The organism is Streptomyces sp. NPDC033180 (genome assembly GCF_055577645.1).
Genome location: NZ_JBVIPU010000005.1, coordinates 120,021 through 133,299 on the forward strand (window position 1 = coordinate 120,021; position 13,279 = coordinate 133,299).

Annotated in this window: 15 protein-coding genes; 9 read left to right on the plus strand and 6 right to left on the minus strand. The window is 71.6% G+C overall.

Annotation, left to right across the window (positions count from 1 at the left end):
* Positions 1-22 precede the first annotated feature (22 nt).
* Genes ACZ5WE_RS17040 through ACZ5WE_RS17055 form a run of 4 tightly spaced genes read left to right on the plus strand, consistent with a single transcriptional unit; the run spans position 23 to position 3,559 of the window.
* On the plus strand, positions 23-991 hold the full coding sequence (locus tag ACZ5WE_RS17040; protein WP_467688748.1) for an ABC transporter ATP-binding protein: 969 nt from the start codon (positions 23-25) through the stop codon (positions 989-991).
* The gene (locus ACZ5WE_RS17045; RefSeq protein WP_467688750.1) at positions 985-1,719 is read left to right on the plus strand and encodes an ABC transporter permease; all 735 of its coding nucleotides are present in this window, start codon (positions 985-987) and stop codon (positions 1,717-1,719) included. Before ACZ5WE_RS17040 ends, ACZ5WE_RS17045 begins: the two co-directional genes overlap by 7 nt.
* The gene (locus ACZ5WE_RS17050; RefSeq protein WP_467689197.1) at positions 1,707-2,933 is read left to right on the plus strand and encodes a sensor histidine kinase; all 1,227 of its coding nucleotides are present in this window, start codon (positions 1,707-1,709) and stop codon (positions 2,931-2,933) included. The genes ACZ5WE_RS17045 and ACZ5WE_RS17050 overlap by 13 nt, the downstream gene beginning before the upstream one ends.
* Positions 2,930-3,559 (plus strand): response regulator, encoded by a 630-nt coding sequence (locus tag ACZ5WE_RS17055; protein ID WP_467688752.1) that lies wholly within the window; start codon positions 2,930-2,932, stop codon positions 3,557-3,559. The genes ACZ5WE_RS17050 and ACZ5WE_RS17055 overlap by 4 nt, the downstream gene beginning before the upstream one ends.
* A gap of 18 nt (positions 3,560-3,577) precedes the next feature.
* Here ACZ5WE_RS17055 and ACZ5WE_RS17060 read toward each other — a convergent pair whose 3' ends face one another.
* Both ACZ5WE_RS17060 and ACZ5WE_RS17065 read right to left on the minus strand, forming a co-directional pair.
* Positions 3,578-4,420, minus strand: a complete 843-nt coding sequence (locus tag ACZ5WE_RS17060; RefSeq protein ID WP_467688754.1) for a transglutaminase family protein — start codon at positions 4,418-4,420, stop codon at positions 3,578-3,580.
* Positions 4,421-4,489: 69 nt separating this feature from the next.
* Positions 4,490-4,957: a DUF2000 family protein gene (locus ACZ5WE_RS17065; RefSeq protein ID WP_467688756.1), complete on the minus strand. Its 468-nt coding sequence runs from the start codon at positions 4,955-4,957 to the stop codon at positions 4,490-4,492.
* A 49-nt stretch (positions 4,958-5,006) separates the two neighbouring features.
* Between ACZ5WE_RS17065 and ACZ5WE_RS17070 the strand changes: the two genes are divergently transcribed.
* The gene (locus ACZ5WE_RS17070; RefSeq protein ID WP_467688758.1) at positions 5,007-5,813 is read left to right on the plus strand and encodes a helix-turn-helix transcriptional regulator; all 807 of its coding nucleotides are present in this window, start codon (positions 5,007-5,009) and stop codon (positions 5,811-5,813) included.
* Between the two features lie 10 nt (positions 5,814-5,823).
* On the opposite strand, the gene ACZ5WE_RS17075 is transcribed toward ACZ5WE_RS17070, so the two are convergent.
* Positions 5,824-6,660 (minus strand): transglutaminase family protein, encoded by an 837-nt coding sequence (locus ACZ5WE_RS17075; RefSeq protein ID WP_467688760.1) that lies wholly within the window; start codon positions 6,658-6,660, stop codon positions 5,824-5,826.
* 37 nt (positions 6,661-6,697) lie between these two features.
* A complete protein-coding gene (locus ACZ5WE_RS17080) occupies positions 6,698-7,717 on the minus strand; it encodes a GNAT family N-acetyltransferase (protein WP_467688762.1) in 1,020 nt (339 codons plus the stop codon).
* 143 nt (positions 7,718-7,860) lie between these two features.
* Between ACZ5WE_RS17080 and fdxA the strand changes: the two genes are divergently transcribed.
* Both fdxA and ACZ5WE_RS17090 read left to right on the plus strand, forming a co-directional pair.
* Entirely contained in the window at positions 7,861-8,181 is a 321-nt protein-coding gene (gene fdxA, locus ACZ5WE_RS17085; RefSeq protein WP_030573070.1) for a ferredoxin, read from the plus strand.
* Between the two features lie 114 nt (positions 8,182-8,295).
* On the plus strand, positions 8,296-9,399 hold the full coding sequence (locus ACZ5WE_RS17090; RefSeq protein WP_467688764.1) for a bifunctional succinyldiaminopimelate transaminase/glutamate-prephenate aminotransferase: 1,104 nt from the start codon (positions 8,296-8,298) through the stop codon (positions 9,397-9,399).
* Positions 9,400-9,473: 74 nt separating this feature from the next.
* Here the strand turns inward: ACZ5WE_RS17090 and ACZ5WE_RS17095 are convergent, their stop codons facing one another.
* Both ACZ5WE_RS17095 and ACZ5WE_RS17100 read right to left on the minus strand, forming a co-directional pair.
* Positions 9,474-9,917, minus strand: a complete 444-nt coding sequence (locus ACZ5WE_RS17095) for an ATP-binding protein (protein WP_467688766.1) — start codon at positions 9,915-9,917, stop codon at positions 9,474-9,476.
* Positions 9,918-10,219: 302 nt separating this feature from the next.
* Positions 10,220-11,152, minus strand: a complete 933-nt coding sequence (locus ACZ5WE_RS17100) for a VldE C-terminal domain-containing protein (RefSeq protein ID WP_467688768.1) — start codon at positions 11,150-11,152, stop codon at positions 10,220-10,222.
* Between the two features lie 62 nt (positions 11,153-11,214).
* On the opposite strand from ACZ5WE_RS17100, the gene dapE reads away from it, so the two are divergent.
* Both dapE and ACZ5WE_RS17110 read left to right on the plus strand, forming a co-directional pair.
* Positions 11,215-12,306 (plus strand): succinyl-diaminopimelate desuccinylase, encoded by a 1,092-nt coding sequence (gene dapE / locus ACZ5WE_RS17105; RefSeq protein ID WP_467688770.1) that lies wholly within the window; start codon positions 11,215-11,217, stop codon positions 12,304-12,306.
* A gap of 105 nt (positions 12,307-12,411) precedes the next feature.
* Entirely contained in the window at positions 12,412-13,167 is a 756-nt protein-coding gene (locus ACZ5WE_RS17110) for an LOG family protein (RefSeq protein ID WP_467688772.1), read from the plus strand.
* The last annotated feature ends 112 nt before the right edge of the window (positions 13,168-13,279 follow it).

Here is a 13,279-nt window from a genome sequence, read left to right on the forward strand (position 1 = left end):
CGCCTGCCGCCTCTTGGCGACGATGGATCACATGACAGCAGTGAGCCGTACAGCAGCGAGTCGTACAGCGGTGAGCTTCGAGCAGGTGACCAAGAGCTACGGCGACGTCCGTGCCGTAGACGCCCTCACGCTCGATCTCCACCCCGGCGAGACGGTCGCCCTCCTCGGGCCGAACGGCGCGGGCAAGTCCTCCACGCTCGATCTGCTGCTCGGCCTGCGGCACGCGGACAGCGGCACCGTACGGGTCTTCGGCACCAGCCCGCGCGAGGCGATCACCGCGGGCCGGGTCGGCGCGATGCTGCAGAGCGGCGGCCTGATGGCGGAGGTCACCGTCCGCGAGCTGGTGCGGCTCGCCTGCGACCTGCACCCCAGGCCGCACCGCGCGGACGACGTGCTGGCCGCCGCGGGCCTCACCCAACTCGCCGACCGCAAGGTCGACAAGCTCTCCGGCGGGCAGGAGCAGCGCGTCCGCTTCGCGCTCGCGACCGCCGGAGCGAACGACCTGATCGTCCTGGACGAGCCGACCACCGGCATGGACGTCACCGCGCGCCAGGCCTTCTGGGCGACCATGCGCGAGCAGGCCGCCCAGGGCCGCACGGTCCTGTTCGCCACGCACTACCTGGAGGAGGCCGACGCGATCGCGGACCGCGTCCTCGTCCTGCACCGCGGCCGTCTCCTCGCGGACGGCACCGCCGCCGAGATCAAGGCGAAGGCGGGGGCGCGGAGGGTCGCCTTCGACCTCCCGGAGCTGGACGCCGCACTCGCGGAGAAGCTGCGCGCCCTGCCGCTGCTCACCGCCGTCGACGTGTCCGGGCACACCGTACGGCTGCAGTCGACGGACGCCGACGCCACCGTGCACGCGCTCTACGGGCTCGGTCTTCACCCCCGCAATCTCGAAGTGGCGGGGCTTGGCCTCGAGCAGGCCTTCGTGGCGATCACCGCGGCCGAGGAAGCCGGCAAGGAGCCCAAGGAGGAGGCAAGGACATGCTGATCAAGCTGGAGATCATCCGCGCCCTGCGCAACAAGAAGTTCCTGTTCTTCTCGGTGGTCTATCCGTCGATGCTCTTCCTGATCATCGCGGGCGGCCAGAGCGGCACGGACATGGTCGGCGACACAGGGCTCGCGCTGCCCGCCTTCTTCATGGTGTCGATGGCGTCGTTCGGCGCCCTCACCGCCGTCCTCATGGGCAACAGCGAGCGCATCGCCAAGGAGCGCGAGAGCGGCTGGGTCCGCCAGCTGCGCCTGACGAGCCTGCCCGGACGCGGCTACGTGCTCGCGAAGACGGCCAGTGCCGCCGTGGTCAGCCTGCCGTCGATCGTCGTGGTGTTCGTGGTCGCCGCCGCCGTCAAGGACGTACGCCTCGATGCCTGGCAGTGGCTGGCCCTGACCGGCGCGATCTGGGCGGGCAGCCTCTGCTTCGCCGCGCTCGGTGTGGCCATCGGCTATCTCGCCACCGGCGACGCCGTCCGCCCGATCACGATGATCGTGTACTTCGGGCTCTCCGTGCTCGGCGGCCTGTGGATGCCCACGGCGACCTTCCCGCAGTGGCTGAGCGACATCGCGTCCTGGCTGCCGACCCATGCGTACGCTGCCCTCGGACAGGCCATCGAACTGGGCGACGCCCCGCACGCGAAGGACATCGTGCTCCTCGTCGGGTACTTCGTCCTCTTCGCGGGCGGCGCGGCATGGTTGTACCGGAAGGACACATCGAAGGCGTGAGTGACACCGACCGCACCGAGCGGGCCCACCCGCTGGACACCTTCGGGCATCCGCCGGCGGGCCGCCGCCAGGTGCTGACGAAGGTGCTCTGGATCGGTATCTGGCTGGTCTTCCTGGCCGGCCCGGTGAAGGACCTGCTGAGCTCGGACCGTGGTGGCGTGGCCACGGCACTCGGCTGGCTCGGCCTGGCCGCGTTCGTGGGCTGCTACCTCTCCCTGGTCTTCCGCTACACGGCCCGGGTGCACGACTGGCGTGCGGTGCACGTGTCGTTCGGGGCGCTGCTCGCGCTGGCCGTCGGCCTCTCGTTCGCCTTCGGCACGGCCTGGCTGGGGCTCTTCGTGTACGTGGCCGTGTCGGCCGGGGCCGTGCTGCCGTTGTGGCACGCCACCTGGGTCATCCCGGCCGTCACCGGCGTGATGATCGCGGTCGGCCTGCGCACCGACAGCGTCGAGGACCTGCTCGGCAGTCTCGCCGTGCTGACCCTCCTGGTCGGCTTCGCGATGACAGGGGTGCGCCAGCTGGTGCGTACGACGGTCCAGCTGCGCCAGGCACGGGCCACGGTCGCCCAACTTGCCGCGAACGAGGAGCGGTTGCGCCTCGCCCGTGATCTGCACGACCTCCTTGGCCACTCGCTCTCCCTCATCACCCTGAAGAGCGAGCTGGCCGGCCGGATGCTCCCCGCCCACCCCGACAAGGCCGCGCAACAGGTGGCCGACATAGAGCAGGTCAGCCGCCAGGCCCTGGTGGACGTGCGCGAGGCGGTCTCCGGCTACCGCAGGCGGACCCTCGAAGGCGAGCTCGCGGGCGCGCGCACGGCGCTCACCGCCGCCGGAGTCGAGGCCGACGTACCGCTTCAGGCACCCGCCGTGCTGCCCGGTGAGCAGGGGGAGACGGCGCTGGCCTGGGCGCTGCGCGAGGCGGTGACGAACGTCGTGCGGCACAGCGGTGCGCGCCGCTGCACGGTGGCGATCACGTCGCGGCACACCCTGGACGGGCCGGTCGTCGAGCTGTCCGTGGAGGACGACGGCAGGGGTGGCTCCTTTGTCACCCGGGGCAACGGCCTGACGGGTCTGTCCGAGCGGGTGGAGGCGGTCGGTGGCGTCCTCGACGTGGGGCCCGGCGCCCGCGGGGGCCTCCGGCTCACGGCCAGGGTGCCGCTGGACCGGGGCGCGGAGCCGGCGTCCGGCGCCGCCGCCCTAGGATCTTCCGCATGAGTACGAACAGCGCGGCCCCCACCGTCAGAGTGCTCCTCGCCGAGGACCAGTCGATGGTCCGCGAGGCGCTGGCGGCGCTGCTCGGCCTGGAGCCGGACATCGACGTGGTCGCCCAGGTGGCCCGCGGCGACGAGGTGCTCGCGGCGGCACGCGAGCACGCCGTGGACGTGGCGCTCCTCGACATCGAGATGCCCGGCCGCACGGGCATCGAGGCCGCGGCCGAACTCCACGCGCAGCTCCCCGAGTTGAAGATCGTGGTGCTCACCACCTTCGGCCGCCCCGGCTATCTCCGCAGCGCCATGGAGGCCGGCGCCGACGCCTTCCTGGTCAAGGACGCGCCCGCGGCCCAGCTCGCCGACGCCGTCCGCAAGGTCCTCGCGGGGGAGCGGGTCATCGACCCCACGCTCGCGGCGGCGGCACTCGCCGGAGGCGCGAACCCGCTGACCGACCGCGAGCGCGAGGTCCTGCGGGCGGCGGCCGACGGCGCCACCAACGCCGAGCTTGCCACGGCCCTGCACCTCTCCCCGGGGACGGTCCGCAACTACCTCTCGACAGCGATCCAGAAGCTGGCCGTGCGCAACCGCGCCGAGGCGGTCAACGTCGCCCGCGACAAGGGGTGGCTCTGAACTGCCGGGCCCGAGCGGTCAGTTAAGCATCGCCCGCGCCCCGCTCGCCTCCTGGCGCAGCCGCACTGCCGCCTCTTCGTCGGTGGCGGCCAGGGCGTCGGCGTACATCTCGATCTCCAGCGCGCCCGCGAGGAAGTCGCCCCGCCGTACGAGGAGTTGGGCGCGGTCGTAGTGCAGCCGGTCGGAGTGCGCCGGCAGCAGCAGGGAGAGTTCGACCGCCCAGAGCGCGACGTCCGAGCGCTCGGGGCGGGCCGCTGCCCACGCGCGGATGTTGTTGAGGACGCGCAGAACGATGTCGAGAGGTCCCGCGGGACTCAGCATGGACGGTACGAGCGGCGTGCCCGTGGCTCCCGCCACCAGCAACTCCGCGTCCGTGGGGGACAGTACGTGCCCGCCCGCGAACGGATTGGCCAGGACCTGTTCGTCGCGCGCGCCGAAGCCGACCACGAAATGGCCGGGCAGGGCCACTCCGTGCACGGGCACGCCCGCGCGACGGGCGACCTCGATCCACACCACCGAAAGCAGGATGGGCAGGCCTCTGCGCCGCCGAAGGACCTCGTGCAGCAGCGCTGACCGAAGGTGCTGGTAGTCGCCGGGTCTGCCCCTGAACCCGTAGTGCGTGCCGAGCAGTTCGGCCAGGGTGAGAGCCCAGGACCGGGGGTCGCCGGCCTTGGCGGGGAGCCGATCGGCCAGCTGATCGGCAAGGCGGTCGAGGATGCGCCGCGTCGTGCGCACGCCCGCGTCGTCGAGATCCGGGTCCGCCTCCGCGCCGATCAGCAGGCACAGCAGCGCGAGATCGGGCCGCGCGGACCGTGCCTGATCGGCGAAGAGGCTTCGCCGCTCCGGGGATTGGGGATGCATAGGAGCTTCGTGCCCTGCCGGGCCGATCGATAGCGCTCCGATCTCTTCCCGCCCCGGTGCCCCCCTCGGTCAAGGGTGCATCCGGGCCCCTTTGAGGACCTTGTCGACCGCGTTGCGCGGGCCGTGGACGAGGATTCCCACCAGGTCGAGCTGAGCCGTCGGCACGGCCCGCACCGCGGCCCGGTTGTCCCGGTCGTTGCCGGTGGCGAACAGGTCGGACGTGAACACCGCCCTCGGCAGCGAACGCGAAAGCGCGCGGCCGTGCGCGGCGGTCAGCGTCTCCTTCGCCCCTTCGAAGACCATGACGGGCTGCCGGAACATCGACAGGTAGGGGGTGCCGTCGGCGTCCTCGTACGGCTCGCCGACCACCTCGGGAGCCGCCGTGCCGAGCCCGCTGACCAGGAACGCGGTCACGTTGAGGCGCTGCCAGGGCTCCAGGTCGTCACGGAGCAGCACGGCGATCTTCGTGTCGAAGCGGACGGGCGCCTCGCCCGTGATCCCGGCGGTGGCGGTGGCTGTCTCAGCGGTGGTTCTCATGCCTCGAGACTGCCGAGTGGGCCGTCGCCGCGTCTTGTACGTTCTTTGCATGGTGGCCCGGCAGGAGATATCCGCATGGCGCCCGCCGGTCGCGGGTGTCGTGGAGGTCTTCCATGCCCACTTCACCGAGCACGCGTACCCGATGCACGTCCACGACGCGTGGACCCTGCTGATCGTGGACGACGGAGCCGTCCGCTACGACCTGGACCGCCATGAGCACGGGACACCGGGCGACACCGTCTCCCTGCTCCCGCCCCAGGTCCCGCACAACGGCTCGCCCGCCACTCCCGACGGCTTCCGCAAACGCGTGCTCTACCTGGACATGACGCAGCTGGACGCGAGCTTCATCGGCCCCGCGGTGGACGGCCCCGATCTGGTCGACCCCGTCCTGCGCAGCCGCGTGGGCCGGCTGCACGCGGCCCTGGCCCGCCGGGGCGACGAACTGGAGGCCGAGAGCCGCCTGGCCCTGATCGGCGAGCGGCTGCGCGGACACCTGCGCCCCAGGCTCACCACCGAACCGGCCGGCGGCCCTGGACAGGGCGTTGCCCAGAACCTCCGCGACCTCCTGGACGAGCGGCTGCTCGACGGCGTGACGCTGGACGAGGCCGCGCGCCTGGTCCACGCCCACCCCACCCATCTCGTACGCGCCTTCAGCGGGGCCTTCGGTATCGCGCCGCACCAGTACGTGATGTCCCGCCGCGTCGACCGTGCCCGCCGTCTCCTCCTGGCGGGGCAGCCGCCGGGCGAGGTGGCGAGCGCCGCCGGCTTCTACGACCAGTCGCACCTCACCCGGCACTTCAAGCGGGTGGTGGGCATCGCACCCGGGCGCTACGCCCGTACGCGAGCGGGCAGTTGAGCGGACAGAGTCAGTTGAGCATCGCCCGCGCGGCCCGCGCCTGGTCCCGCACCCGGTCCGCCGTGGTCGGCTCCACCGGCGTCACCACGTCGGCGTACAGCTCGAGTTCCGCGGCGCCCGCGAGGAAGTCACCGCGCTGGACCAGGAGTTGGGCCCGTTCGTAGCGCAGCCGCGCCGGGTGGGCGGGCAGCAGCAGGGAGAGTTCGACCGCCCAGAGCGCGACATCCGAGCGCTCGGGGCGGGCCGCCGCCCACGCGCGGATGTTGTTGAGGATGCGCAGCACGACGTTCAGCGGATCGGCGGGCGTCAGCATCGATGCGGACACCGTGCCGCCCGAAGCCCCGGCGACGAGCAGCTCCGCGTCGGCGCCCGTGAGGAGCCGCCCGCCGGCGAACGGGTCGACGAGGACCTGCTCCTCGCGGGCGCCGAAGCCGACCACGAAGTGACCGGGCAGCGCGACGCCGTAGACGGGCGCTCCCGCCCGCCGTGCCACCTCGATCCACACCACCGAGAGCAGGATCGGAAGACCGCGGCGGCGCTCGAGGACCTCGTGGAGGAGGGAGGACTCCAGACGCTGGTAGTCGGCGGGCGTTCCCATGAACCCGCACCGCGCGCCCAGGAGTTCGGCGAGCGCGGCCGCCCACTCCCGCGCCCCGCCGGGCCGGTGGGGGAGCTGCCCGGCGAGCCGGTCGAGCTCGATCTGCGCCGCGTCGATGTCGTCCTCGCCGAGCTCCGGATCCGCCTCCGCGCTCACCAGGAGGCACAGCAGGGACAGGTCGGGCCGCTCGGACCTGGCCTCCTCGGCGAACCGCCGTCTGGACGCGGCCGTCCTTGACTCCTCGTGCATGCGTGCCTCGCGCCTTACTTACCGAGCCGGCCGGTAGCTACCGAGCCGACGGGTATCGATAGTGGTGGTACGTGTGGTGCGCGGCGAAGCCAAGACGGCCGTACAGCGCCCGCGCACCCTCGTTGTCGTCCTCGACCTGCAGCCAGGCCGCCGAAGCGCCTTCCGCGAGCGCCTGCCGGGACAGCGCGGCCATCACCGCGGTCGCCAGTCCCTGCCTGCGGTGCGCCGGATCCACCTCGACCGCCATGAATCCCGCCCAGCGTCCGTCCACGACGCACCGCCCGATCGCCGCGGGCCCGGCCTCATGAGAGCCCCCGGGCACGGAAGCGAACCACACCGAGGGGCCGCCCGCCAGCACCTTGAGCACATGGGGCCCCGGGACCCCGAATCGCTTGTACCGCCGCAGCCACGCCTCGTCGAAGGAGCGCGACAGAAGCACCTGTTCCGCCCCTGTTCCGGGCGCGTCCAGATCACCGAGGGGCGCGAGAGCGCCGATGTGGAGCTCGGCGCTCACCTCGCGCTCCCATCCCCGCTCCTCGAGCTCCGCGCAGAGCACCTCCTGGGTGCCTTCGGCCCCGGTCGCGGTCTGTATGTACGCGGGCAGCTCCCGCTCCTCGTACCAGTCGCGTACGGATGCGAGGGCCTCGCCCAGCGGCCGTCCCGGATCGCCCAGCGGGAGCACCGAGTTCGCCCGCCGGGTGAATCCGGCCGCTGCCCGCAGCTCCCACTCGCCGAGCGGCTCGCTCTCGACGGGCTGCCAGGCGCGCGCGGACACGCGTGCCAGCTCCGGGTAGGAAGCCGCCGGGCCGCGCCTGCGGGCCGGGGCCGCGGGGACGACCTTGCCCGCCACCAGGACACTCTCCGCGAACCGGACACGCTCACCATCGCGACGTGTGATCAGCACCACACCGTCATTCCACGATGTGAGAACACCCACCGTGTCAGTGAACTTGCCGTCCGTTCCGGGCCCTTCATTCAGGCGACGTACCGAAACTCGTTTGCCCACGTCAGCAGGGGTGATGCGGACCTCAAGCCGTCCGCCCGAAATGAATTCCACAGCTCTCTATGCCCCTCCTGTTCGGATCACGCCCGGGAACGGAGATACTAGAGGTGGGCATCGACGACGCCGCGCTCCCGCGCGCCAGGCGAGCGGAGCCTGAGGACGGCCCGCCAACGCCCGTATCGAGGAGGAACGACAGCGTGACATACGTCATCGCGCAGCCTTGTGTCGACGTCAAGGACAAGGCGTGCATCGAGGAGTGCCCGGTCGACTGCATTTACGAGGGCTCCCGGTCCTTGTATATCCACCCGGACGAATGCGTCGACTGCGGAGCCTGCGAACCGGTCTGCCCGGTCGAGGCGATCTTCTACGAAGACGACACTCCGGAAGAGTGGAAGGACTACTACAAGGCGAACGTCGAGTTCTTCGACGAGCTCGGATCGCCCGGTGGTGCCAGCAAGCTCGGTCTGATCGAGCGCGACCACGCCTTCATCGCCGCATTGCCGCCGCAGAACCAGTAACGGCAGCTTGAAGCGCCGCCCCGGTCCCGTACGGCACAGTCGCCGTGCGGGACCGAGGCATTTGCCCACCCAGAACGTATCCGCAGTACGTACACGCAGTACGGGAGTCAGCACGTGTCCGCAGCCTCAGGTCTCTCCGGCCGCCTTCCCGCCTTCCCCTGGGACAAGCTCGAGCCGTACAAGGCCACGGCGGCCGCCCACCCCGGCGGCATCGTCGACCTGTCGGTGGGCACCCCGGTCGACCCGGTCCCGGAGCTGATCCAGAAGGCGCTGATCGCGGCGGCGGACTCGCCGGGCTACCCGACGGTGTGGGGCACGCCCGAGCTGCGCGACGCGATCACCGGCTGGTGCGAGCGGCGCCTCGGCGCGCGCGATGTCACGCACCGGAACGTGCTCCCGATCGTGGGCTCCAAGGAACTGGTGGCCTGGCTCCCGACGCAACTGGGCCTCGGCCCGGGCGACGTCGTCGCCTACCCGCGCCTCGCCTACCCGACGTACGAGGTGGGCGCGCGCCTGGCCCGCGCCGAGTACGTCTCGTACGACGACCCGACGGACCTCGACCCGACGAACCTCAGGCTCCTCTGGCTCAACTCGCCCTCGAATCCGACCGGTCGCGTCCTGTCCGGGCAGGAGCTGACCCGTACCGTCGCCTGGGCGCGTGAGCACGGCGTCCTCCTCGTGAGTGACGAGTGCTACCTGGAGCTCGGCTGGGAGGCGGAGCCGGTCTCGGTCCTCCACCCGGACGTGTGCGGCGGTTCCTACGAGGGGATCGTCGCCGTCCATTCGCTCTCCAAGCGCTCGAACCTCGCGGGCTACCGCGCGGCGTTCGTCGCCGGTGACGCGGACGTCCTCGGCGACCTGCTGCAGATCCGCAAGCACGGCGGCATGATGACGTCCGCGCCGACGCAGGCGGCGGTCGTCGCCGCGCTCGGGGACGACCAGCACGTCCACGAACAGCGCGAGCGGTACGCGGCCCGCCGCACCGCCCTGCGCGACGCCCTCCAGAAGCACGGCTTCCGCATCGAGCACAGCGAGGCGAGCCTCTACCTCTGGGCGACCCGGGACGAGTCCTGCTGGGACACCGTCGGGCATCTCGCGCAGCTCGGCGTCCTCGTGGCGCCCGGCGACTTCTACGGCCCCGCGGGCGACCGCTTCGTACGGGTGGCGCTGACCGCGACGGACGAGCGCGTGGCCGCGGCGGTCGAGCGGCTCGTCTGAGCGGCCGAAGCCGCAGCGACGTGCGAGAAGGGCCCGGAGCCAGTGCTCCGGGCCCTTCTCGCAGGGACGGCGAATCAGCCGAGCGGCAGGCTCTTGACCGGCAGCTGGTCGGTGGGCAGGCCGCCCTTGCCGACGGCGTCGGTCGGCAGGCCGCCCTTGGTGGCCGTGCCCGCGGTGTCGCCGACCACGTCACCGGCGCTGCCCGCGAGGTCACCCGCGGCCTTCTGCGCGACGGGGGTGGCGGTCTTGGCGCCGGAGCCGACGACCTTGCCCGCGGTCGGGACACCCTTCTTCACGGCCTTGCTGCCGGTCTCACCCGCGAGACCGGTGGTGTTCTGTGCCGCGCCGTCGACGGTGTTGCCCAGACCGGCGCTGTCCAGGGCGGTCACACCGCCCAGGTCAGGGGTGGCCGGAAGCTGTGCGGCGCTTGCGGAGCCGGCCGCACCGACCACGGGAGCCGCCCCCGCTGCGATGAGCAGCGCGGCGCGGGCGATCCGACGGGTCAGGGGGAGGGACATGATGCTCCTTCAGACGGGAGAGAACGTTGGGGTGTCCGGCCGGATGGCCTCCGGCGCTTGGACGCAGTGACTACCGCTCGAAGCCCTCGAAGGTTGCGGTGGCTCAACGCAAAGAATTGGCAATGCATCGCATAATCGGCTGTGGATAAAAACGGGCAAAAGGATCAGTCGGAGTGAGCCTGCTGAATCGTCAATGCTCTGTGTTCGCAAGGGGTCCGGCGGGTGCGGGGAGGGTGCGCGAAAGTCTGGGCGGTCCATCGCCCGTGCGTGATCAGCGTGACTCGATCGGGTGACCCGCCGTACTACTGCCCAAGGACAATTCGGACCTCGCCCGCGCCGGTGTCGGCGTCGGTGCGCTGCCTTTCTGCGTCTGTTGCGGCAGCCCTGCCCGGCTTGCGCCATTCCTTGCCGGAATCCGCGGCGCTCCACTCCCGGCCGCCGTACGAGACGCGCTCGATGCCGAGCGTGGCTGCCTGGGCCACCGCCCAGTGCGCCAGCTCCCAGCCCCGCTGCTCGGCCCCGCCCTCGGCGCCTGCCGCCGTGGCGTTCACCGGGACAGTGACCGTGTCGCCGCTGCCGCCCTCCGGGGTCACCTCGCGGCCGAAGTCCCGGACCAGGGCCTCGCGCACCTTCGCCGGGTCGCCCGGCTCGTCGGCCGTGCGGCCCTCGCAGGTGAGGGTTGCGGGGGCGCGGCCCGTCAGCGCGGCGGCGAGCAGCGCGGCGTCCGGCTCGTGCTTCGCGTACGCCTGGGGGTAGCCGCTGCGCTGCACGCGCTGCGCCGCGACGGTCAGGGGGAGCCGTGAGTAGCCCGGGACGTCCTTGAGATGGGCGTAGAAACGCGCCGCCGAGTACGCCGGGTCCATGATCTGTTTCTCGTTGCCCCAGCCCTGCGAGGGCCGCTGCTGGAAGAGGCCGAGCGAGTCCCGGTCACCGTGGCTGATGTTGCGAAGGCCCGACTCCTGGAGCGCCGTCGCCAGGGCGATGGTGACCGCGCGCTCCGGCATGCCGCGCGAGGTGCCCACGGCGGCGACCGTCGCCGCGTTCTGTGCCTGCTCGGCCTCGAACTCGTACGACGCCCCGTCGCCGTTGCCCGAGACGACCTGGCAGCGCGGAGCGGGCTTGCCGCCGAAGACGTACTGCACGATCACGTACCCCACGAGAGCGAGCAGGACCGCGACCGCGGCCCCGATACGGAGGAGGCGGCCGCGCCGGGCGAGGGTGGGGGGCTCAGGCACGCGACCAAGGTACTGGAGGTCACCGACAAGGCCGTGCGCCGAGGGGCGTTAGGGTCGAAGCCATGGCCCAGACCTCACACGACACGTCGCTCGACCTCACGCTCGACGCCGCCGCGCTCACCGCCCAGCTGGTCGATTTCCCGTCGCCGAGCGGTCAGGAGAAAGCCCTCGCGGACGCGATCGAGACGGCCCTGCGCGGTCTGCCGCACCTCACGGTCGACCGGCACGGCAACAACGTCGTGGCGCGCACGAATCTGGGCCGGGCCGAGCGCGTGATCCTCGCCGGGCACATCGACACCGTCCCGATCGCGGACAACGTGCCGTCGCGCCTGGACGAGGACGGCATCCTGTGGGGCTGCGGCACCTGCGACATGAAGTCGGGCGTCGCCATCCAGCTGCGCATCGCGCAGACCCTTACCGAGCCGAACCGCGACCTCACCTTCGTCTTCTACGACAACGAAGAGGTCGCCGCGCATCTGAACGGCCTCGGCCATGTCGCCGAGGCCCACCCCGACTGGCTCGCCGGCGACTTCGCGATCCTCCTGGAGCCGACCGACAACCAGGTCGAGGGCGGCTGCCAGGGCACCCTGCGGGTCTTCCTGAAGACGAAGGGCACGCGCGCGCACTCCGCGCGCGCGTGGATGGGCTCGAACGCCATCCACAAGGCCGCGCCGATCCTGGCGAAGCTCGCCGCGTACGAGCCGCGCAAGCCGGTGGTCGACGGCCTGCGGTACCACGAGGGCCTCAACGCCGTACGCGTCGAGGGCGGCGTCGCCACCAACGTCATCCCCGACGAGTGCACCGTCGTCGTCAACTTCCGCTACGCGCCGGACCGCTCCGAGGACGAGGCACTCGCCTTCGTGCGCGACTACTTCGCCGACTGCGAGATCGACGAGTTCGTCGTCGACGACCACACGGGCGGCGCGCGCCCCGGCCTCGACCACCCGGCAGCCGCGGCCTTCATGGCGGCGGTCGGCGGCGAGGCCCTTCCCAAGTTCGGCTGGACGGACGTCTCCCGCTTCAGCGCGCTCGGCGTGCCCGCCGTGAACTACAGCCCGGGGAACCCGCTGCTCGCCCACAAGATCGACGAGCGCGTGAAGGCCTCCCTCATCCCGGAGGCCGAGGAGCGGCTGAGTGCCTGGCTGACATCCTGATTTCCCGCAAGGGTCCGTCGCCCGTAACGCCCGTAGATCTACGCTGAAGCAGCACGTCGAGCACACCAGCACGTCGAGCAGGACCGTCAGTGGAAGGGGACGTTCATGGGTAGTCCAGAAGGGCAGGGCCCGCGGGACGAGCAGCACTTGGGGCCCGTGGTGCGGCGGCGTGAGCAGATCACCCCCGGCACCACCGACCAGCGGCTCCTCGACACCGACGCCGAGGGCGAGTCGGAGTGGGTGCACACCGACCCCTGGCGGGTCATGCGCATCCAGTCCGAGTTCGTGGAAGGCTTCGGCGCGCTCGCCGAACTCCCCAGCGCCATCAGCGTCTTCGGATCGGCCCGCACGCCGCCGGGATCACTGGAGTACGAGGCGGGCGTCCGCATCGGCAAGGCACTGGTCGACGCGGGCTTCGCCGTGATCACCGGGGGCGGCCCCGGCGCCATGGAGGCGGCCAACAGGGGCGCGCGCGAGGCCAAGGGCGTCTCCGTGGGCCTCGGCATCGAGCTGCCCTTCGAGCAGGGCATGAACGAGCACGTCGACATCGGCGTGAACTTCCGCTACTTCTTCGTGCGGAAGACCATGTTCGTGAAGTACGCGCAGGGCTTCGTGGTCCTGCCCGGCGGCCTCGGCACCCTGGACGAGCTCTTCGAGGCCCTCACCCTCGTCCAGACCCGCAAGGTGACCCGCTTCCCGATCGTCCTCTTCGGCTCGGCGTACTGGGGAGGACTCGTCGACTGGCTGCGCGACACGGTGGTGGCCGGCGGCAAGGCCTCGGAACACGACCTGCACCTCTTCCACATCACGGACGACGTGGACGAGGCGGTCTCCCTGGTGACGAAGGAAGTCGGCCGCTAGGCCCTGGCCGGGCGGGCGGGGCGAGCCACTTCGGGCGGGGCCGTCCGACCCCGCCTCGCTGCGGCCATTCCCAACACCGCTGCTTCGCGGCGGATCTTCCCCACTCGCCCAC

Bases quoted from the DNA above. Each gene is read 5' to 3' on its own strand.
- ACZ5WE_RS17045 (WP_467688750.1), top strand. From the start codon at position 985: ATGCTGATCAAGCTGGAGATCATCCGCGCCCTGCGCAACAAGAAGTTC.
- ACZ5WE_RS17065 (WP_467688756.1), bottom strand. From the start codon at position 4,957: ATGAGAACCACCGCTGAGACAGCCACCGCCACCGCCGGGATCACGGGC.
- ACZ5WE_RS17070 (WP_467688758.1), top strand. From the start codon at position 5,007: ATGGTGGCCCGGCAGGAGATATCCGCATGGCGCCCGCCGGTCGCGGGT.
- ACZ5WE_RS17055 (WP_467688752.1), top strand. From the start codon at position 2,930: ATGAGTACGAACAGCGCGGCCCCCACCGTCAGAGTGCTCCTCGCCGAG.
- ACZ5WE_RS17040 (WP_467688748.1), top strand. From the start codon at position 23: ATGGATCACATGACAGCAGTGAGCCGTACAGCAGCGAGTCGTACAGCG.
- dapE (WP_467688770.1), top strand. From the start codon at position 11,215: ATGGCCCAGACCTCACACGACACGTCGCTCGACCTCACGCTCGACGCC.
- ACZ5WE_RS17110 (WP_467688772.1), top strand. From the start codon at position 12,412: ATGGGTAGTCCAGAAGGGCAGGGCCCGCGGGACGAGCAGCACTTGGGG.
- ACZ5WE_RS17095 (WP_467688766.1), bottom strand. From the start codon at position 9,917: ATGTCCCTCCCCCTGACCCGTCGGATCGCCCGCGCCGCGCTGCTCATC.
- ACZ5WE_RS17060 (WP_467688754.1), bottom strand. From the start codon at position 4,420: ATGCATCCCCAATCCCCGGAGCGGCGAAGCCTCTTCGCCGATCAGGCA.
- ACZ5WE_RS17075 (WP_467688760.1), bottom strand. From the start codon at position 6,660: ATGCACGAGGAGTCAAGGACGGCCGCGTCCAGACGGCGGTTCGCCGAG.